At 33.2% G+C, this 20,863-nt stretch carries 19 protein-coding genes and 1 pseudogene; 1 reads left to right on the forward strand and 19 read right to left on the reverse strand.

All coding sequences use genetic code 11. From position 1 onward, the window contains the following. Positions 1–268: 268 nt before the first annotated feature. The 13 genes from PVA17_RS14620 to pseB all read right to left on the reverse strand — a co-directional run bounded on the left by PVA17_RS14620 (position 269) and on the right by pseB (position 15,930). The gene (locus tag PVA17_RS14620; protein ID WP_274068084.1) at positions 269–1,441 is read right to left on the reverse strand and encodes a glycosyltransferase; all 1,173 of its coding nucleotides are present in this window, start codon (positions 1,439–1,441) and stop codon (positions 269–271) included. A 3-nt stretch (positions 1,442–1,444) separates the two neighbouring features. After that, positions 1,445–2,569 carry a glycosyltransferase gene (locus PVA17_RS14625; protein WP_274068085.1) on the reverse strand — a complete coding sequence of 375 codons (1,125 nt, stop codon included), beginning with the start codon at positions 2,567–2,569 and terminating at the stop codon, positions 1,445–1,447. A 20-nt stretch (positions 2,570–2,589) separates the two neighbouring features. Then, on the reverse strand, positions 2,590–3,690 hold the full coding sequence (locus PVA17_RS14630; protein ID WP_274068086.1) for a glycosyltransferase family 8 protein: 1,101 nt from the start codon (positions 3,688–3,690) through the stop codon (positions 2,590–2,592). Positions 3,691–4,086: 396 nt separating this feature from the next. Then, positions 4,087–5,205 carry a methyltransferase domain-containing protein gene (locus PVA17_RS14635; protein WP_274068105.1) on the reverse strand — a complete coding sequence of 373 codons (1,119 nt, stop codon included), beginning with the start codon at positions 5,203–5,205 and terminating at the stop codon, positions 4,087–4,089. 50 nt (positions 5,206–5,255) lie between these two features. Beyond that, positions 5,256–6,413: a glycosyltransferase family 8 protein gene (locus tag PVA17_RS14640; protein ID WP_274068087.1), complete on the reverse strand. Its 1,158-nt coding sequence runs from the start codon at positions 6,411–6,413 to the stop codon at positions 5,256–5,258. Between the two features lie 23 nt (positions 6,414–6,436). Then, positions 6,437–7,357, reverse strand: a complete 921-nt coding sequence (locus tag PVA17_RS14645; protein ID WP_274068088.1) for a LicD family protein — start codon at positions 7,355–7,357, stop codon at positions 6,437–6,439. After that, positions 7,335–7,994, reverse strand: a complete 660-nt coding sequence (locus PVA17_RS14650) for a class I SAM-dependent methyltransferase (protein WP_274068089.1) — start codon at positions 7,992–7,994, stop codon at positions 7,335–7,337. The genes PVA17_RS14645 and PVA17_RS14650 overlap by 23 nt, the downstream gene beginning before the upstream one ends. A 36-nt stretch (positions 7,995–8,030) precedes the next feature. After that, on the reverse strand, positions 8,031–10,886 hold the full coding sequence (locus PVA17_RS14655) for a 6-hydroxymethylpterin diphosphokinase MptE-like protein (RefSeq protein WP_274068090.1): 2,856 nt from the start codon (positions 10,884–10,886) through the stop codon (positions 8,031–8,033). 21 nt (positions 10,887–10,907) lie between these two features. Next, positions 10,908–12,155: a UDP-glucose dehydrogenase family protein gene (locus PVA17_RS14660; protein ID WP_274068091.1), complete on the reverse strand. Its 1,248-nt coding sequence runs from the start codon at positions 12,153–12,155 to the stop codon at positions 10,908–10,910. Further along, a complete protein-coding gene (gene galU, locus PVA17_RS14665) occupies positions 12,152–13,033 on the reverse strand; it encodes a UTP--glucose-1-phosphate uridylyltransferase GalU (protein ID WP_274068106.1) in 882 nt (293 codons plus the stop codon). Before galU ends, PVA17_RS14660 begins: the two co-directional genes overlap by 4 nt. 12 nt (positions 13,034–13,045) lie before the next feature. Next, on the reverse strand, positions 13,046–13,978 hold the full coding sequence (locus tag PVA17_RS14670) for a UDP-glucuronic acid decarboxylase family protein (RefSeq protein ID WP_274068092.1): 933 nt from the start codon (positions 13,976–13,978) through the stop codon (positions 13,046–13,048). Beyond that, positions 13,975–14,958: a UDP-glucose 4-epimerase GalE gene (gene galE, locus PVA17_RS14675; RefSeq protein WP_274068093.1), complete on the reverse strand. Its 984-nt coding sequence runs from the start codon at positions 14,956–14,958 to the stop codon at positions 13,975–13,977. Before galE ends, PVA17_RS14670 begins: the two co-directional genes overlap by 4 nt. Further along, positions 14,959–15,930, reverse strand: coding sequence for a UDP-N-acetylglucosamine 4,6-dehydratase (inverting) (pseB, locus tag PVA17_RS14680; protein ID WP_274068094.1), 972 nt, complete (start codon positions 15,928–15,930; stop codon positions 14,959–14,961). A 256-nt stretch (positions 15,931–16,186) separates the two neighbouring features. Here pseB and PVA17_RS14685 point away from each other — a divergent pair. Beyond that, a pseudogene (locus PVA17_RS14685) lies at positions 16,187–16,392 on the forward strand (IS4 family transposase); the annotation flags it as partial. A 42-nt stretch (positions 16,393–16,434) separates the two neighbouring features. On the opposite strand, the gene PVA17_RS14690 reads toward PVA17_RS14685, so the two are convergent. The 6 genes from PVA17_RS14690 to flgL form a co-directional block, all read right to left on the reverse strand. Then, a complete protein-coding gene (locus tag PVA17_RS14690; protein WP_274068095.1) occupies positions 16,435–16,779 on the reverse strand; it encodes a DUF8042 domain-containing protein in 345 nt (114 codons plus the stop codon). A 712-nt stretch (positions 16,780–17,491) separates the two neighbouring features. Continuing rightward, the gene (hag, locus tag PVA17_RS14695; RefSeq protein WP_274068096.1) at positions 17,492–18,334 is read right to left on the reverse strand and encodes a flagellin Hag; all 843 of its coding nucleotides are present in this window, start codon (positions 18,332–18,334) and stop codon (positions 17,492–17,494) included. A gap of 202 nt (positions 18,335–18,536) precedes the next feature. Next, on the reverse strand, positions 18,537–18,755 hold the full coding sequence (gene csrA, locus PVA17_RS14700) for a carbon storage regulator CsrA (RefSeq protein ID WP_274068097.1): 219 nt from the start codon (positions 18,753–18,755) through the stop codon (positions 18,537–18,539). Further along, positions 18,755–19,198 carry a flagellar assembly protein FliW gene (fliW, locus tag PVA17_RS14705; protein WP_274068098.1) on the reverse strand — a complete coding sequence of 148 codons (444 nt, stop codon included), beginning with the start codon at positions 19,196–19,198 and terminating at the stop codon, positions 18,755–18,757. The genes csrA and fliW overlap by 1 nt, the downstream gene beginning before the upstream one ends. Before the next feature lie 16 nt (positions 19,199–19,214). After that, entirely contained in the window at positions 19,215–19,778 is a 564-nt protein-coding gene (locus PVA17_RS14710; protein WP_274068099.1) for a DUF6470 family protein, read from the reverse strand. Between the two features lie 158 nt (positions 19,779–19,936). Continuing rightward, a complete protein-coding gene (gene flgL / locus PVA17_RS14715) occupies positions 19,937–20,857 on the reverse strand; it encodes a flagellar hook-associated protein FlgL (RefSeq protein WP_274068100.1) in 921 nt (306 codons plus the stop codon). Positions 20,858–20,863 lie beyond the last annotated feature (6 nt).

Below are 20,863 nucleotides of genomic sequence, written 5' to 3' on the forward strand. Positions count from 1 at the left end.
CACCTATTTGTACTTCAATCAACTCTGTATCTGTGAGTGCAACTCTTTCCAATAACCATCATAGATTAAAGCAGTTATTTTAGTGAAATCCTCCCCTCTACCACTTTATAAACAAAGCTACTTTTAGGCAATCTTGAATAGTGCTCTAGTAATTCTTCATATGAATTAGGAAATCTATCTCTGCACACAAGCCATTAGATAGTGGCCATAGTCATATACCAGATCCACCTGAAAGTAGAATTAACTTCACTCTTTTCACCACACTTCTTTAATCTGTACTATATGATAATAATACTGGTCTTAGCTCACGCAAAGTAAATCTAAAAAGTGATTTATCTGTTTCACTATTTTCTATTAGCGTCATGTTATGCTTAACATCTAAATACCCTGGAAATAGCAACATAGCTTGTTCCAAATTAATAATTGCTTGCTCTTTATTGCCATTCATTGCGTAAATAACGCCTGAATTATTCAATGCTGCCCCATGGGTTACATCTGCAACAAGTATTTTTTCACATTCATCCAACGCTTCATCGAATCGTTTATCTTCAATATTAATAATAGATTTCAGAAAACAATAGCTATTATATTGTGGTGAATCTTCTAAAATCTGAGTATTCTCTAACAGTTCTTCGCATTGCTTCCACTGTTTATAACGAATTAAAAATAAAGCAAAATCCAGACTGTTTTTCTCCATTGTATAACTCCGTTTATAGAGCTTTTCTTTAATATAATCTAAACCATATTGATCCATTATTTGCTTTTCTGCATTATGTGAAGTACTCATACTAGAGGTAGTATTATTTGCATGGCGTCGAATGTAAGAAAGGGGCCTATCAATATATTCTATTGAATAGTTGCTATCTAAAAGACGAACCCATAAATCAACATCTTCTACATACTTAATTTGCGTATTAAATCCATGCATGTCATTTAAATGTTTTTTATTCACTAATACACCAGAAGGGGAAATAATTGGATTTCTTATTAAAATATCACAAAACCCTTCCGTTGAGTTTAATCGCTTCCCACTTAGTTGCGTGGAAATCACTTTAGAATTATCATCAATTTGATAATAAGCAGTATAAATTACTGAAATATCTTCTCTAACTTCTTTTATTTTAGTCAAATAAGTTTCAACTAGTTCTTCAGAACATTCATCATCGGCATCTAATAATAATATCCAATCACCGGTAGCCTCATGAATACCACTATTTCTTGCCGCCGATGCTCCGGCATTTTGTTGTGTTAGCAAAACTATTTTCGGTTCGTCCTTTTGAATCTTTTGAACGATTTTACAGGTTTGATCGACACTACCATCATCAATAATAATGATTTCATACACTTGTTCAGTTTGCCTCAATATACTTTGAATCGCTTTTTCTATATATAACTCTGCATTGAATGCAGGTATTACAACTGAAATTTTAATATTATCCACTTGTTAATCCTCCATATAAGGGTATATGAAGTGCTTATTCTCAATATAGTTATGATTTTTTAAAATTGTAGCAATTGTTTCATAGGCATGAAAAGGAGAAATTAGTATATAAATTTCGCCCTTATCGTATAAACTAGCAGGGCTCAGTACTTCTTTATCCATAACTAAACAATTTTGTTTTCGTTCATCGCTGTCAATAAAGCCTTGAAAATTCAATCCTTTATCTTTTAACGCATGATATATACTTTGTCCTGCTTCTCCTGCCCCCCAAATGAAATATCCATTTTTCGGATTTCTCATAATGAATTGAAGACATTTATCTATACTGAGTTTATGATAAAAATATGTATTCTTTAAATACTTATCATATGAGTATTCTATTGAATCAAAACCATTTTTTAAAGCACTTTTATTAAAAAAACTATACAATTCCTCGGTGTATATTCTATGTTGCGAGACATCTCCAAGTTTTCCTGAATAATTTTCACCATGTTTTCTATAATAAGCAAATGGTTCCATAAGGGTGAAAATAGATGCACTTAAAGCCGACAATTGCATTAATCTAGTATCTACTGCTATATATGAGAGGCTGTCTTCCCCTAAAGGTAATACATTTTCCAAAAAAGTACGCTTAAAAATTAAAGCACTAGTCATTGAAAAAAGATGGAAAAGGCTCTCGGTTTGATAAATATATTGTTTATAATCTTGAACCTTTTTTAAAACAGGTACTATGTTTCCATTTGCAATTCTATTCACATCTACCTCCTCTAGAGGGTGTTGAATTACATCAATATTTGGATTTTCTTTAAAGAGATTTATAATTTTCTCTACTTTATCTTTCCTAAAGTAATCATCACTATCTAATAGGAAAATAACTTCCCCTGTTGATTCCTTAAAAGCCTGATAAACAGCATTCATTTGGTTCAAATTGTGACCTTTACCATAATTACTATTAGAAATTACTTTTATATCATTAAATTCCGATAAAACTTCTAACGAATTATCAGTAGAGCCATCATCGTAAACGATTATTTCTATATCTGAGTAGGTTTGGTCCAAAACTGATTGTATACATTCAGTCAAATAAGGAGCATAATTATAATTATTTATTAACACTGAAGCCAACATAAAAATTCCTCCTACACCAATTAGCTATGTAATTCAAAAAAGTGTATATCTTTTTCAAACCCCAGTTTTTTCAATTGATTCCCTATTTCTTTTGTATACATACTAGCAATAATAATTGCAATGTCATCTTTGTTTTCACTTAATATCTCATCAGGCTTATTTATCTGTTTATCTAAAAATAGCGTTCCATGTTTAAGTTGATTATTATCTATAAAATAAACCACTTCAAATGGTAATTTTTTCACTATTCTTTCTGCATAGCTTCCCGTTCCAAATAAAATAAGCTTTGAACCTAATTGTAATTTTTTTTGCAACTCTTTATTAATTAAAGGTACATTTCTCCAACGAGTCTTTTCTCTATATTCTAAATAAAGCTGCTTAAATGGATGATTAGAATAAATATGCCATGGCTTTACATCTGTAGTGAAATGAACAATTGCTGGATTTAAACATACCTCTTTGTACTTTTCCAACTCGAAAAAATTCGTTTGTACATTCCATTTAGCCTCTAATTGATACCACTCTCCACCAAAAATGGCATTCAATGCATCCTGATCCCAATAGATTAACTTATCAGGATTTTCAACAATATATTGAAAAGTTTTTTTGGTTATATCAGCATTTCTCCACTTAATAAGATCCATTAATATTATACCAGCATTAAAATAACAAGAATTTTCAATCCCTAGTTTCTTAATTCTTTCAGAATCTTGCTCCGATTCTTCAACCGCTGCTATAATAAAATTTTCTATATCAATATAGAATAAATTAGCTATATCTTCGTTTACTATGACATCACTATCTACATAAATTGCCTTTTCTATATCTGCTGGTAAAAGGTTTGGAGCTATTAATCGATAATATGTAGACTGTTTAATATGGCCACTTACATGAAAGTTTGAAAATATTTCTTTATCAATAGCAATAAATTCAATATTCCCTTTTAAATTATTAACTTCTGTATGTAAATACTCTCTGTTTTCTCTTCCTATTCCTTCATCTAAAAAATAAAAAATAATATTATTCGATTTTGTGTTTTGCAAAATAGATATTATCGTTATAGTAGCATGACATAAATACCCAGGATCACTTGCGATAATAATACTTATTTTTTCTTTCATCGGACAGACCTCTTTTTAAAGATATTAACTACTTCCCACTACTATTTTCTCGCCTTATTTAAGTACATCGAAGGCTGGTACAATCGCAAGCGGATCCACGGTAGCATTGGTTATTTTACACTCGATGCGTATGAGAAAATGTGCCGAGCAGCAGTGTAAACAAGGGGTACAAAGAAATCTACCCCACCACATTTTTCGGGCGCAACATCCATGCATTTTCCGCACTACATCCCGAGTAGGCGGTCAAAGGCTCTTTTCACTTTGACGGGCTACTCGGGATGTGGAACACTCCAAAAATGGACGTTGCGCAACACACAAAAAATTAACTTGAGTGTGTCTATAATCTTGACGTAGATCCAATTATATAAATACTTATTAATAATAGTTAAAAATTCATTAATTACATTTATAACCTTCCATAAATAACGAATCTGGTTTCCTTACTTTCCCATCCAATATATCCAGATTGTATTCTTCAAAGTTAGGAATATTACTCTCATTTGCCATACAAACCTTGCTAACCGAAATACCTGACTTTTGCATCAATCTTGATAATGAAAAAGCATCATACATCCATTTATGTATTTCTCCAGAATTTCTAAATACCGCTTCTTTAAAAATAGCTTCGTACTCCTCTCCTAGTTCTTTATTAATATATTGATAAACTTTTATGAGTTTGTCTTCTTTTAAGCTAGAATTACTATTTACCTCACTTGGACTCAAACTAATTGTTTTATCAAATATAATAAAATCTTCCCCTTCTATCATACCTTTATTAGTTAATTGAATAGAGACTTCCTTCCACCAACTTGAACATACAATTATTAAACTTTTCTCATTAATTCTTTCCAAAGAACAGATTGGTTTTCCATTTAACTTTTGTCCCCACTTTGATTCATCATTATCTATAAAAGCAGAGCAACTAATAGCATTGTTTCTAAAAATAGCATCTACTTTAATACCAAATGAGCCTGCCCCAAAAATTAATAAATCTTCTTTAGTTTCTTTTAAGTTATTTATTTGTTTTAGTACATCTGAAATGGGTTTTAATATTCTTTCAGCTTCCCATCCAAATCTTTGGATAATGAAGTCTTTATTAGGTAATTCAGGGTTAAGTAAAAAAGGAATCATCATCCCACCTGGTTTAGTTCGTAAAACTTGGTCATATAATTCGATCATTGTCCAATCATAATTAGCCTCAGTTAGTGAATCTTGGGAATTTTCTAGTTGTCCTTTAAACTTCGTATAATTAGTAATTATTGCTTCTAAATCTGGTACAACTAAACGTAGAATTCCTCCTGGTTTTAAAACCCTCATCATTTCTTTAACTAATTCTTCAGCAGCATTTTTAGACATATGCTCTAAAACATGTGAACTATACACAACATCAAATGAACTATCTTCAAAAGCTATCCCTTTTCTAATATCCATTTCTATTACATGCTCGCTCGTAGAATATATATCTACGTTTACCCAATCTTCATGAAACGTACTGCCACAACCGATATTTAACATTTTCACAATGTATATCCTCCAATAAATTATATTTGAATATTTAAAAGTTTCTACATAATGAGTTCTAGGTTATTAATTGAATAATAATCGTTATTTTCTTCTAAGCCCATTTTGTTTAATTGCTTACTAATCTCGTCATAGTACTGGCTTGCGACTATAATTAACATTCGTTCATTAGAAAAATTATTTGCTATATAGTTTGGTAAATATACTGATTTACCCATAAATTCACAGTCTTTTTTGCTTACGTCATTATCAAGATAATAACTAATTTCATAACCCTGAATAGCTAAATACTTAGATAATTTCTCTCCTGCTTTCCCAGTGCCAAAAACTATTATTTCTTTCAACTTTTTGTTATTGTGGGTTTCAAGTTGATTTCTACTCCAAGGTGTTAGATTAGCATATTTCTTATATTCTTCTTTAAATGGATGCCAGCAAAATAAATGCCAAGGCTTACTTCTACCTGTAAAATGAACTATATATGGGTTTTCTGTTATTTCCTTTAATGTTCTACTTAGTTGATATTGAAACTCTAGATCTATGTCTAATAAATTATTCGTCATATTCCATCTTTCATCAATTCGCTTCCAATTTCCATTAATTGCTCCATTTAAAGCATCTTGGTCAGCATATATTATTGACTCTTGTTTTTTTTCAATAAAATTATTAATCTCTATATTGAACTCTCTTCTTCGCCATTCTTTTAAGTTTATCAATAATACACCTGCATTGAAATAATCTGAGGAATCACTCAGTCCGAGACCTTTGTATAAATACATATTTGAGTTGTTTAAAGGATTAATTACTGCGCCTACAATATAATTTTCAATATCTATTTTCCATAAATCAAAAATATCATTTCTTATTATCATGTCACTATCCAAATATATCACTTTATTTATATCTTCTGAAACGACTTTCGGAATAGCTAATCTAAAGTAAGTCTCAATCTTTAAATGTTCAGCAATAATAGGTAACTCTGAAAACTCATTTTCATCAACTTTATAATAATTAATTGAAACTCCGTATTTCTCTTTGAAGAAATTATCAATTTCTTTTTTATCATTATCCACTAATTCACTGTGAATAACTCCTAAACAAATATTCTCTATATTACTGCTGTTTTCTAAAATTGATGTAAACATTGCCCCCATGTGAGGAATATATTCTTTATTAATCGAAGTTAATACATTTATTTTATTCATTTTATCCTCCTGTTTACAAAAATTCAGTTGTTTTTATTGTAGTCCTCAAAATAAACTACATAATCATCGTAAGAAGTACTTTTTTTAGGAACTTTCCAGTTACCGTATGTAATTTCTAAATATTCTTCATAGTGCTTAGGTACTCTAACTTTTAACCCTTCCCATTCAATGTTTTCATTAGTAAAATACATTCTTTCAGGCATTTTATTTAAAACTTGTATCCCGTAACCATCAACGAAGTAGAGTAATGAGATGTTTATATCAAATTCATTAATTCCCCCTAAAATACTACTAAATTTCAAATCAATTTGAATGGGTTTATCAGGGCTAGAATATCTTATCTTTTTCTCTTGTTGAATTCCAATATCATCGAAATCCTTTTTCAATTTCATAAGTAAGAAATCCAATTTGTTGTTTATCTCTAAAAAATCACTACTTCGAATAGAGATGTCAATATCATCATCCCATTCAAGTATTTTATTATCTCTAACTATCCCCAATAAAGTTCCAAACTCTAAGTAATATATTAAATTATTATTATTAAAATAATTAATTAGTATTTTTAAAATATCTGAAGCAAACTTATAAGTTTTCTTATCCATAAAGGGCCTAAATACCTTTTTATGAAATCCTTTAGGGCTATATGAAACTTTATTTTTACTTATATTATATTTTAAAGTTAATTGATCATAAATTGATTCTTTGGTAGTTTTATCATTACTTCCTATAATTATTACATCATATTGATATTGATTTATGTCAGCGGGATCAATGATCTTAATTCCATGAAGCTCCTTACCAAATTTTTCAACATCATTATCAGCAAATGCTAGAACATTATAATGTTCTCTATGTTTAGAAAATAATCGAAAAAACTCTTTTCCTGTATTTCCAGCACCGAATATTATAATATTCTCCAAATTATACATCCTCTTTCCTTCCACAAATAATTCTTCCTAAATACGGGTTTTCACCTTTAAATATCGAAAGGTTTCTTCCTTTAAAACTATAATATATTTCGAAATTATACTTTTCCTCTAATTCTAGCAATAATTTGTCCATATCAATGTATCTTCGATAATGATTGTTGTAAACTTTACTTATCTCACTATCTTCAATAGTTCTAAATTCCAGACATAATAAATCATTATTGCATAATGTTTCAGCAATAACTTCTAAAAAGTTATTTTGATTTTCAAGTGTAATTGAATGAAGAAAGAAACGACTATAAATAGTTATTGGGACATTAGAATTTTCATCTTTCACCGATTTCAAAATATTTTTAAAATTATATTTTTGACTAATGTCAGTACACATAAATTTTATGTTGCCTTTTTTGCCTTTTGCCTCGTTCTTTTGAATAGCTTGCTGAGATTTATCCATTCCAATAACCTTATAACCACTTTCATAGAATGAAGTAGTATCTCTACCCGATCCGCAGCCAACATCTACAATAAATGAAGATGAATCTATTTTCCCTTTAATAAATCCGCAAAAGCTAGATTCTTCACTTATCATTTCTTTTCCGTAATATTGCTCCCAGTATTGTTCATTATGTGTTTCAATGTTGTATTTCCCCATACATTCATCTCCATTTTTACTTACTCTAGACTTAAATTAGTATAATACTATTGGTCTAAAACTATTTGTAGTATATTCATTAGCCTTACTATCACTTACCCCCCAATAATGCCCGTCTTTACCTTTCCACTTATTTAAATTCCTATATCTCCCTCTAATCACCACTTTTCCTTTATACTCAGTGGATTCATCTAAACACCAAGAAGTGAAGTCACTTACACAATTCCAATAAAAATCACTGTTAGTGATTCCTAAATTATTTTTAAAACTATTCTTAATATATTTAAACCAATCATTCTCTTGATCATCCCTGAATTTACCACCAGTAGGTAACGTTACTATAATCCCTAACTTTTTGTCTTGATATCCAGATATTGTTGCAATATCATTAGTTTCTAGGGTCAACCAGGAAATTTCATTTTGAACATTTCTATCTGCAATTAATTTTCCATCTTCAACGCATATAAAATAGAAGTCCCCATAAGGATTAGCCCTAGGAATAATTTCAAGGAATGGGCTTTCTTCTTTACCCCATCCTGAAAAATGCCCAACATTATTTTTGAAAGCTTCATAATGACAACGAATGCGTTTTCCTACTGTTAAGTCTTCTATTCTTTCCACTTCATGAATATGAAAAGATCGTCCTGACTTGTTGATTTCGATTCCATGAAAAGTAAAATTCGGACTTTCCGATAAAACTTCAATTGTTACATTATGAATTTCATCATTTAAATTAGTAAATGTCTTAATCTCTTTACGAATATATAAATCATCTATTACATTCTCAATAGAATTGATAGATAAATTAGTGATTTTATTATCTATAATCACTTTTAAATCTAAGACAACTTTTGAATGGTTACTTCCATATATGGAAAGTTTATTCCCCATAAAACGAAACTGAATTAATGAACCTTTTCTAAATGTTTCTACAAATGAAATTGGTAGTTCAATTGCATCTTTTATATCTTTTTCTTTGTACCAAATTTCTAACTCTTCCTCTGTTAAGCCTTCTGGCATTTCTTCCCTAGATATTGGTATTTTTCTTTGCCACTCTCCTTCGTAATGAAATACCCCTGATGTAGCTATGAAACTTTTAGACTTTACCATTTCAGATACCTTAGGAATAGTCCAATTGCTAATGATTGGAGCGATATCACTATATATTAATCGACATTTTTCTAGGAATGCCATATGCATTTTAATAACTTTTTCTGCCTTTTCTCTTGATGTACTCATTGCATATACAAGTTGTGTTTCTGCCTTTAATTTTTCAATTGAACGCTTTGCTATTTGTATAATAGATGTTTGAAAGAATACATTTTGAAAATATTGATTAAAAAGTTCATCCAAATGCTCAAGTTTCTTTTGAATTTGATTTGGTTTTAACCCATGAAGCTTTTCATTAAATTCAATTAGGTATACTTTCAGTAATTTGTCATGTTGAACAAAAGAGTCAAATTCTCTTTGAAACTCATTCATAAACACCTTATTTACTTTTGTTAGACTTTTAGATGTCGATTTATCTAGCCAATCATCATTTACAATTGAGGTTACTAATTTCTTTTCTATTAGCTGTTTCAACGGTTGATATTCGGTACCAATAATAGCAGCTCCACCACTTGTTGTATTAATAACTGGCATATTAACATATTGTAAATATAATTCCATATCTACTTTCATCTGAAGGAAATGTGAGCTCGTTTTAACTTTGCCTCCATGGACATCCTCTGTTTCCAAGGAAATTGCAACATCCTTCTCCTGAATGCTATTATCCGAAATTGCACGTTTGTCTTCGTCATAGCGAGTAATTCCATCTGCATAAAACTTATCTTTCTTAAAGGCGAAGTTCTGTCCAACTAAAATAATCTCACTAACTTCAAGTGCGTTTAATAGCTGCATTGCTATTAGTGCAACAGATGGAGCATCATATATGATAGGAAGCTTATCTTGATGAAATTGTTGTGTGATTTTGTCCTGAGATGTCACAAAATACATTTTTGGACCTGTATAATAATCCAATGTCTCATAACCAACAGTAGTACCATAAATCATAGGTATAGAATTAATGCCACGACTATAAATTTCTTCGAATAGTTTATAATTATGTTGTTGTGGATCATATGTAACAACAGCATCAGGATAAATATTATGTTTTAAAAGCGTTTTATTGGATGATCCGACTGCAAAAATATAGGCTAAACCATTCTCCTTTATATATCGTAAGTTTTCTAATTCCTCATCCAAAGAAGGCCCCGCACTTACAATTATTGCTGGCTTCCCCTTAAAAAAGTGCTTTTGATGTAGCAAAAAGTTAGGATCTTTTAATGTATGAGGCAGATTCATCAATGCGTTAACAGTCCATCGTCTCGAAAATTCAGCAGTAGTTACAATATCATTACCTACCATTAATAAAAAGTCTCGGAAGGACTGACTAAAGTTTTCAGTTTTCACAGAGAACAGCCTTTCATATACAGGTAAAGTAATAATTATAAACTTTTGATGTACTAGTTCTCTTAATCGCTGTATATTTGCTTGTAATGAATTCTCAGTATCTTCTATTAAAAAATGTGCTAATTTTTCTTTCGGGAATGCGGTTTTAGATTTCAGTTTCAAACACAAGTTAGCAATTTCAGTAATTGGCTCGTATGCTGACGCTAGTTTCTCAGGGTAAAGCTCACAAAAATAGCTAATATGATAACCGAGACCCACACCATAGAACAAAATATGCTCCGAGTCTTCAATTCTTTCCTTCAAAGAATCAATAAAGCGTTCCGCTTCTTGGATCGGATTATATTTACTATGGAGCATCAGCTTCTTATCATCTACCTCCATCCGTAATGCAGGTACTCCTATCTTACTATCCAGAATTTCAACTTGAATTTTGCTCACTCCATCCACCTCCATTAAGCATTAAAACTTAAGTATATTTCTTCCATCAAAGACAACTCCATTGTTAGAAAACGTCATTAACTCAGTCCAATTTGCCTCGATAAATTCTTTCCATTCAGTAACTAGCAAGATTGCATCTGATCCCGAAACACATTCTTCTTTAGTAGTAGCATAAGATACTTCTATGTCATCTAAAAAAGACGTTTTCTTGACAACTGGATCATATACTGAAATTACAGCACCTCTTGCAACTAATTCTTTAATAATCATGATAGATGGTGCTTCACGCATATCGTCTGTATTTGGCTTGAATGCTAATCCTAATATCGCAATTTTCTTCCCTAGAATCTTGCCCTTAAAGTGATTAATTACTTTTTGAGCAAAGATATGTCGTTGCTCATCATTTGCGTATATAGCGGATTCTACAATACTTAATTTCACATCATTTTCTCGAGCCAAGTATGCCAACGCTTCAGTATCTTTTGGAAAACATGATCCACCATAGCCCAATCCAGCATTCAAAAAAGCACGTCCTATTCGATGATCCATACCCATGCCATCTGCTACTGCATTCACATCTGCACCTAATGCATAACATAAATTAGAAATTTGATTAATATAGCTAATTTTCACTGCTAAAAAAGCATTTGATGCATATTTAATCATTTCCGCACTGCGACGATTCGTATGCATAATTGGTATATTTAGTGGTTTGAATATACTTTCCACCTTATCTCTAGCAAATGCATTCTCTGCTCCAATCACGATCCTATCTCCGTGAAATGTATCGTTAATCGCATGTCCCTCGCGCAAAAACTCTGGATTAGAAACTACATGTATTTGGAAATCGTCGGTCATATTAGCATGAATAATTTCTTCAACTATATCGTTCGTACCTACAGGAACTGTACTTTTCACAACCACAATCACATTATGATCTACATTGATTGCAATATCTTTAGCTGCTTGTTGGATATAAGACAGATCCGCTGCACCGTCTTCACCTTGTGGTGTACCAACAGCTATAAAGATAATATCTGCATGCGCAAATGCCTCTTGAGTACTTGTTGTAAAGAATAAACGATTTGCTTCAATATTACGTACTAGTATTTCATCTAATCCAGGTTCATAAATTGGTGATTGCCCTTTTTTTAGTGTATCGATCTTTTCTTCGTTAATATCTAAACAAGTAACAACATGCCCGATTTCTGATAAAACAGCGCCAGTTACTAAGCCTACATATCCCGTGCCAATAATGCCTATATTCACTTTGTTATCCCCGCTTTCATATTGATGTAAGCTTGAATATCATCTTTTAAATCATTACGTTGTAAGGCAAAGTCTATCGTCGCTTGGACAAAACCGATTTTACTACCAATATCATATAATTGTCCTTCAACATCTTGTGCAACTACTCGCTCTACTTGGTTTAACGATTGAATCGCATCTGTTAACTGGATTTCTCCACCTGCACCAGGTTTGGTTGCTTCCAATTTTTCAAAAATCGAAGGTGTTAAGACATAACGTCCCATAATAGCGTAGTTTGATGGTGCAGTCTCTTTCGTTGGCTTTTCAATAAATCCTTTTACGTCGAATGCCTTGCCATTTTGAACCTCTGTTGCTGGATCAATCACACCATATTTATGGACACTCTCCATCGATACTTGTTGGACTCCAATGACAGAAACCTTTTCATGGTCGTATATATCGATTAATTGTTTTAACGCAGGTGTAGATGCTTGTAAAATAATATCTCCTAGTAAGACCGCAAATGGCTCATCTCCTATAAAACGATGTGCGCAATAAATTGCGTCTCCAAGACCCTTCGCTTCTTTTTGGCGTATATAATGTATATTCGCTAGATTTGAAATGGCTTCGATTTCTTTTAAATCATCAAGCTTCCCTTTCATTTCTAATGTATGTTCTAATTCATAATTCGTATCGAAATGGTCTTCAATCGAACGTTTGTTGCGTCCGCTAATAATAATAATATCTTCAATACCGGATGCCACTGCTTCCTCTACAATATATTGAATCGTAGGCTTGTCCACAATTGGTAGCATTTCCTTCGGTTGTGCTTTTGTTGCGGGCAAAAACCTTGTTCCCAAGCCAGCTGCTGGGATAACTGCCTTACGTACTCTTTGCATCATTCATCTCTCCTACACTTTACTTGCAAAATAAGCGATTGTTTTCTGAAGTCCCTCATCTAACATGACTTTTGGTTCCCAGTCTAGGATACTTTGTGCTTCAGAAATAACTGGTCGTCGTTGTTTAGGGTCATCTTGTGGAAGCTTTTCAAATTGTAATGGTGTATCATTTCCTGTCCATTTCACAACTTTTTCTGCTAGTTCAAGCATTGTAAATTCATTCGGATTGCCAAGGTTTATAGGACCTGTAACTTCTTTGGTTGTAGCCATTAATCGTAAAAAACCTTCTATCAAATCATCTACATAGCAGAAAGAGCGTGTCTGTTTACCATCACCATATATAGTTAAAGGTTTCTTCAATAAGGACTGGACAATAAAATTACTCACAACACGTCCGTCTTTAGCATCCATTCTTGGCCCATATGTATTAAAAATACGTACAACTTTAATTTCTACATCATACATTCTTGCATAATCAAAGAACAATGTTTCGGCACCACGTTTACCTTCGTCATAACAGCTACGTATGCCGATTGGATTAACATGACCCCAGTAACGCTCCGGTTGTGGATGTACTAAAGGGTCCCCATATACCTCTGAAGTGGACGCTTGAAAAATCTTCGCTCCTGTTTTTCGTGCAAGTTCAAGCAAATGTAATGCACCAAGTACACTCGTTTTGAATGTATGCACGGGATTTACCTGATAATGCACAGGACTTGCAGGGCATGCCAAGTTATAAATTTCATCGAAGTTTCCTAGCTCTGGCAAACTTTCAGAAATATCATGCTGAAGAAAAGTGATTTTCCCTTGTAAATGCGTTATATTTTCGAGTGAACCTGTTTGCAGATTATCGATACAAACTACTTCATGTCCTTGTTCCACTAATCGATCAATTAAGTGGGAACCTAAAAAGCCTGCTCCGCCTGTTACTAGAATTCGTTTCATTGTGGTCCTCCAAACTTCTTTTGATGCCAATGCCATGCCGTTTCAATTATTTGTTGCAGATTGTATTGCGGCTGCCATCCTAATATTTGCTTTGCTCTTTCGGATGAACCTACTAGTTTTGCAGGATCACCCACACGTCTCTCTGAATATATATAGTGTATAGTTTGTCCAGTAATCCGCTCAACTTCTTGAACAATTTTGAGAACAGAATAACCTTCACCATTCCCTAAATTCAGCTTCAAATTAATTTCATGCTTGCCTAAATATTCAACAGCTCGACTATGCGCATCCGCTAAATCGGTAACATGAATATAATCACGGACACAAGTCCCATCAGGTGTTTCGAAATCTGATCCAAATACTGAAATAGCATCCTGTTTACCCAACGCAACATTTAGAACGAGTGGGATTAAATGGGATTCAGGCTCATGCCATTCTCCTATGTCACATTCCACAGCTGCTCCCGCTGCATTAAAATAACGTAATGCAGCAAATTTCAGCCCATAAGCTAAAGAATAGTCCTCCATAATTTGTTCTATCATTAATTTTGTACGACCATAAGGATTAATAGGGTGTTGTGGATGATTTTCTGTAATTGGCCACTCTATCGGGTTCCCATATGTTGCACAAGTTGAAGAGAAAACTATTTTTTTCACATTATAAGCCAGCATTGTATCAAGCAACTTAATCGTATTTATAACATTATTTTGATAATATTTTGAAGGTTGTTCTACTGACTCTCCAACGTAGGCAAATGCAGCAAAATGAATCACTGTATGAATTTGTGGATAACCTGTAAACAATCTCACTAAGTCCTGTTTATTCGCTAAATCTCCTTCTATGAACGGGATATGATTTGGCACAAACTCTCGATGACCTGTGCTCAAATTATCGAACACAACTACTTCTTTTCCCTGTTGTATTAAATATTTTGTCGTGTGTGAACCAATATAACCTGCTCCACCTATTACCGCAATCATCTACATATCCTCCACTAAATTGTGTAATTGCTCGATCGTAAGCCACTCTACGTTATTGTCACTTGTATAGGAAAACCCATCCAGCAATATTTTCCCACCTTCGGCATATTTTTTTGACCACCATGAAAATTCCGGTTGAATAATATAATAATCATCAAACTCAAGCGTATGCCGTGCATCATCCTCCATAATCATCGCTTCATGCAACTTTTCACCTGGACGAATGCCAACAAACTCAATGTTACACTCTGGAGCAATGGCTTTAGCTAAATCTACAACTCTCATACTTGGAATTTTTGGTACAAAAATTTCACCTCCATGCATACGTTCTAAATTATCAAGTACAAATTGCACGCCTTGTTCTAATGTTATCCAAAATCGTGTCATCCGTTCATCTGTAACAGGCAATGTACCCGTTTCTTTTATCTTTTTAAAGAATGGCACAACACTTCCTCGACTCCCCACTACATTACCGTAACGCACAACAGAAAAACTTGTTTTCTTTTCACCTACATAGGCATTAGCTGCCACAAAAAGCTTATCAGAAGCCAGTTTTGTTGCTCCGTAAAGATTTACCGGTGAACACGCCTTATCTGTTGAGAGTGCAATCACTTTTTCCACACCACAGTCAATTGCTGCTTCAATAATATTTTGTGCACCATTAATATTCGTTTTGACTGCCTCAAACGGATTATATTCACATGCATCCACATGCTTCATCGCTGCCGCATGAATGACGATATCGACACCATCGAATGCACGATGTAAACGCTCCTTATCACGAACATCACCAATAAAAAAACGCAAACGTGAATCAATAAACTCCTGTTTCATTTCATATTGTTTCAGCTCATCACGACTAAAAACAATCACCTTTTTTACACCTAAGTTTAAAATCTTTCGAATAAACTTCTTCCCGAAAGATCCCGTTCCTCCTGTGACAAGTACCGTTTTATTTTTAACTGTCTCCATTCTATATTAAATACCTCAATTCAGCTTTTATGTATTTTAAGAACATACTCACTTTCTATTATATATCGGCCAACACTCGAGAAACTAAAATTTTATAACAAAATTACGTCACATCTAATAAGATGTGACGCTAAGTTTATCGCTATCTATTTATAATTCCCTAAACAATAATAACCATTAAGTTATAAATACCCCACAAAGAGGTAGTATTGGTATTTTATAAAAAAATAATTTTAACTCATTCTTGTTTCATATATCTAAATATCTGGCAATTCTCAGTACCGGTTATACACTCCCAGAACAAGAAATCATCCGAATCTATGGGATGCGTTGGGTTACCGAAATCTTCTTTAAAGCAATTAAATCACTTTTACGTCTACAAAAAGCATTCTAAAGCAAATCTTATGATTTACTTGCTAGTCATACAGCTATTGTTTTTGCACCTACAAGGTTCTGTCATGGTAAAAGGTTCACTATGTTAACTTGTCAACGACCAATCCATCATTATATTATCCCGACTATTGGTTGTACTTCTGTAAAGAATGTTGCAATTTCATACTCAAACATATCTGCAACTAACACATAATCTTGCATTTCTAATCCTGAATTCACTTCATTTAAAAATTCATGAATTTTTTCCGCCTCAAACTTTACGTTTACACCATTCTTTTCTAGTAATTCCGTAGCATGCACTAGCCACGCAATACCTTCAGAAAAATCTAAAACCATTTGTATGGCATTTTGAACATTATCCTCTCGCAAATAATTTGCAATTTGAACACTTCCCGAAGGTACTTTTGATAAATAATCATTGTAACTTATAATTACTTCTATTACTTCTTCTGTCATGCTTATCCCTCACTTTTATGTTTGTCAATAGCTTCTTATTTTCTTTATCGCTTTATTTAGTTCATTATAAAGATCTTTTGTTTAATCGCTTATACATATCTTCAGCCGTTTCGTTTTCTTTTGCAAGCAGCCAGCATAACTTCCATTGTAATAGACGCAACAATCAACTCAACTGGCAGTTGACCTAAAAGTTCTTGTTATTTCTTTCACTAAAATATCATATAGCTATATTTATTTTTGCTACCTTTTAAAAAATTAATTTAAACATATTTGGGGATATTTTATCATAATTCGATTAACAAAATACTTGAAAGGTTATTCGAATCCCTTTTGTAAAATTCCTCAGACGAATATCAAATCTTCAATAACAGTACTATTAAATACAACTATTTTTTCATGCGTTTCTCTTACTTCTATACTTCCATTGTCTAGTAGTGGGCAATTACTATAAGCTTCTCATCAAATTGAAACCTCTTTAATAGAGCATCTACTAGATAGCTTCATCCATAGCCAAATACAATGTGCATGATGAGGAATTTTATTTTTGGACTAACCGATTTGCTCTTGCTCCTATGTACAAAATAACCATTAACCTTTATTATTCATACTTATCACTCATTATAATATCGGTCATTTTTATTAATTGTGTAAGTAATTAATAAAAAAACCTTTAGCCAAAAAATGGCTAAAGGTTTTAAACACAGCTTCAAAATTATTGTAATAATTGAAGAACGCCTTGAGGCTGTTGGTTAGCTTGAGCTAACATAGATTGAGCAGCTTGCATTAAGATGTTGTTTTTAGTGAAGCCCATCATCTCTTTAGCCATATCTGTATCACGGATACGAGACTCAGCAGCTGTTAAGTTTTCTGAAGATGCACCTAAGTTATTGATTGTGTGCTCTAAACGGTTTTGTACAGCACCTAAGTTTGAACGAGTTTTAGATACAGTGTTAATTGCATTGTCAATTATTTTAATTGCTTTATCTGCATTTTCTTGAGAATTAATTTTAATACCCTCAGTTGTTTCATCATTCGTAGTACCAACTTTTAATTCTTGAGCATCATTTTTTCCAATATTAAGTGTCATGTTTTGACCAGAGTTAGCACCGATGTGGAATTTTGCTCCATCAGTCTCTAAGTCACCGTTTAACAGACTCTTTGTGTTGAATTCTGTAGTATTAGAAATACGGTTAATTTCTTTTGCTAATTGATCTACTTCTGCTTGTAATTTATCACGATCTTCTTGTGTGTTAGTATCATTTGCAGATTGTACTGATAATTCACGCATACGTTGTAGAATTGAGTGAGTTTCGTTAAGAGCACCCTCAGCAGTTTGGATTAAAGAGATTGAGTCTTGAGCGTTTTTAGTAGCCATGTCAAGACCACGGATTTGTCCGCGCATTTTTTCAGAGATTGCTAAACCAGCAGCGTCATCGCCAGCACGGTTGATTTTGTAACCTGAAGATAATTTCTCAAGGTTTTTAGAAGCTTGAGTGTTGTTGAAAGCAAGGTTACGGTGTGTGTTTAAAGCTGAAATGTTGTGTTGAATTCTCATTTGGAATTCCTCCTTGAATGTTTGTTTTTGTCATTCCACATCCGTGTAGAATGTTCGGATTAGGTAGTATGTATGTACTTCCTGCCCCTTACAATTTATATATCGTATTTAGTTGGAAATGTTTAATAGTTTTTCGAAAGTTTTTTTTATTTTTTTATGTAATAGATTACTAATTTAAAATTATCACTAAAAAACGTAGTCTTTATTTTTTCGTTAGCTGTTCCAAGAAGCTTGAGGATGCTGCTAAAGCTTCTCTATTTTGCGCTTGAATAGCTTCAAAAACTTCGGACCGATGTACTTTAACTGTTTTTGGCGCAACAATGCCGATTTTAATTTGCTCGCCTTCGACAGCTAATATTTTAATTTCAATTTGATCGCCTATCATGATAGATTCATCTTTTTTTCGAGAAAGTACTAGCATTATTTTGCACTTCCTTCCAATGTTTGCATTGGGTAGCGTAGTGGATAGGATTTATTATCTTGCAGGACTATTTGCTTACCACATTTTTTATCCATGTTAACGATTATAGGTGCTAGCAAATTAATCGTTGATTCTTGGAATGTTTCCTTCATTGTTACTATAGAGTATGTAAGTACGTTCTCTTCTTTCTCAATTTGTAGCTGGTTACGGTCATCTTCACATATATCAAAGCTGTAATCTTTTTTGAAGGCGAACGGATAGGCAACTACAAAACCAATTTCCACATTTTCAACAGATTGTAGTATCGCTAAAGGAAGATCTGCATCTATAGGTAATAATACGAATTTTTTTTCATTCTCTAATCCAAGTAAACCATGTTCGAACGTTAAGATGTCCTGTTCCTCAATTTCGATTTGACCTAAAAATTTAGTAGCTATTTTCATTCTTTTATGCGCTCCTTTAGATGTTGACGTCAATGTTGATATCTGGTCTTTGTACCATTGTACTAGTTACTTTACCAGGTGTGTAGTCGTGAATAGGTTTGTTCACCTTTGCGTCAATTATTGGATCTCTTTTCTCAATATTGATGTCTGTAGTACCTGGTGTATAGTCGATTTTAACAGAGCCCACAGAAGGCACAAATTTAATGTTGAATGGCACACGGTGAGGACCATGATTTTGTTTTGCGATATTTTGAATTGTCGCACGCCCTTGTCCTTTACCTGCATTCTCCATTAATTGACGTCCCTCACTTGCTCTACGCGCCATCCCGTCAAGTGCCCCTTGTTTACCCTCTTCCGCATAGTTTGCACTTGATTCCAAAGGACTAATCATTCCTATATCTCGTCTTGCTTGAGAAGAATCGATTTGTAAAACACCTTTAGTTGTATGAATTTCCAGGATAGCAGCTGGTTGTTCAATAAATTGGGTAGCTCTGGGCTGTTCAATATGCTGTTGAGGCTTGCTAATTTCAAGTTCTATTTTTGCATCGGTTGTTTGAATTTGAATTTGTGGAAGTCGCATTTACTATTCTCCTTTCAAGAAAAGCGTCTGAACATATTGTCCAAACGCTCTATTATTCATTATAAAGTTTGCCCCTGAACTATTCGCTTTCGGGGCAGAACCTTTCACTTCGCATTTGCCCCTGTCGCTTCGCTTTCAGGGCAGAACCCTGGTAGATTTTATCGGATAAAGTCTACTAGGGTTTGCTGAATGATTTTTGCTCCTACCGATAGAGCGGCTTGGTGAATGGATTCCTGTGTAACCATATCTGTAATGGTCTTCGCATAGTCCGTGTCTTCATTGGCAGATAGTTGTTTTGTTACATTTACTTCTTGAAGACTTAGTCGATTTTCCATCATCTCTACACGATTTTGACGAGCTCCGACATCTGCTCTTACAGCCAATGTATTTTCATAAATACCATCTAAACCTGGAATTTTATTAGCACCATTTGTGACTTCTAAACCGAGTGCATTGCCAATCTCCGGACCTGTTGCACCACTTTCTAAAAGTGTTGTTACGTGCGTCATAAACCCATCAATATTCTTAAATAAATCAGCACCCTGAGTATTAATATTCATCGAGATACCATCAAAGACGTTAATTTCAATCGGCTTATTTCCCCCAGTAGTAATTGCTGGGTTTTGTGGTCCTGTTTTATCCGTATAAAGGGGTTGGTTTGTATGCGTGCCTGAAAAGATATAGTTTTCGCCCACTTTTGTATTGGCGATATCACGCAATTGTTCCTTGATTTGTTGCATTTCTGCATTGATCTTTTGACGATCATCAGCAGTATTTGTATCGTTAGCAGCTTGTACAATAAGCTCCTTTACACGTTTTAATGCTTCACCTACTTGATCAAGCGACTCGTCTGTTGTATCTAGCCATGTATTTGCTTCACGTAGATTACGTTGGTATTGTTGGTTTTTATCAAGATCTATACGATAGCCCATTCCCTTTACTGCTACAACTGGATCATCGGATGGTCTAGTAATTACTTTACCTGAGTCCAACATATTTTGGTATTTAGACATTTTACTATAGCTTGTATTTAAATTCCGTAGCATATTACTCGACATCATTGATTGTGTAACGCGCATAAATTT

The sequence above is a fragment of the Lysinibacillus sp. CNPSo 3705 genome (assembly GCF_028674935.1).
In the GTDB taxonomy this organism is placed as follows: Bacteria; Bacillota; Bacilli; order Bacillales_A; family Planococcaceae; genus Lysinibacillus.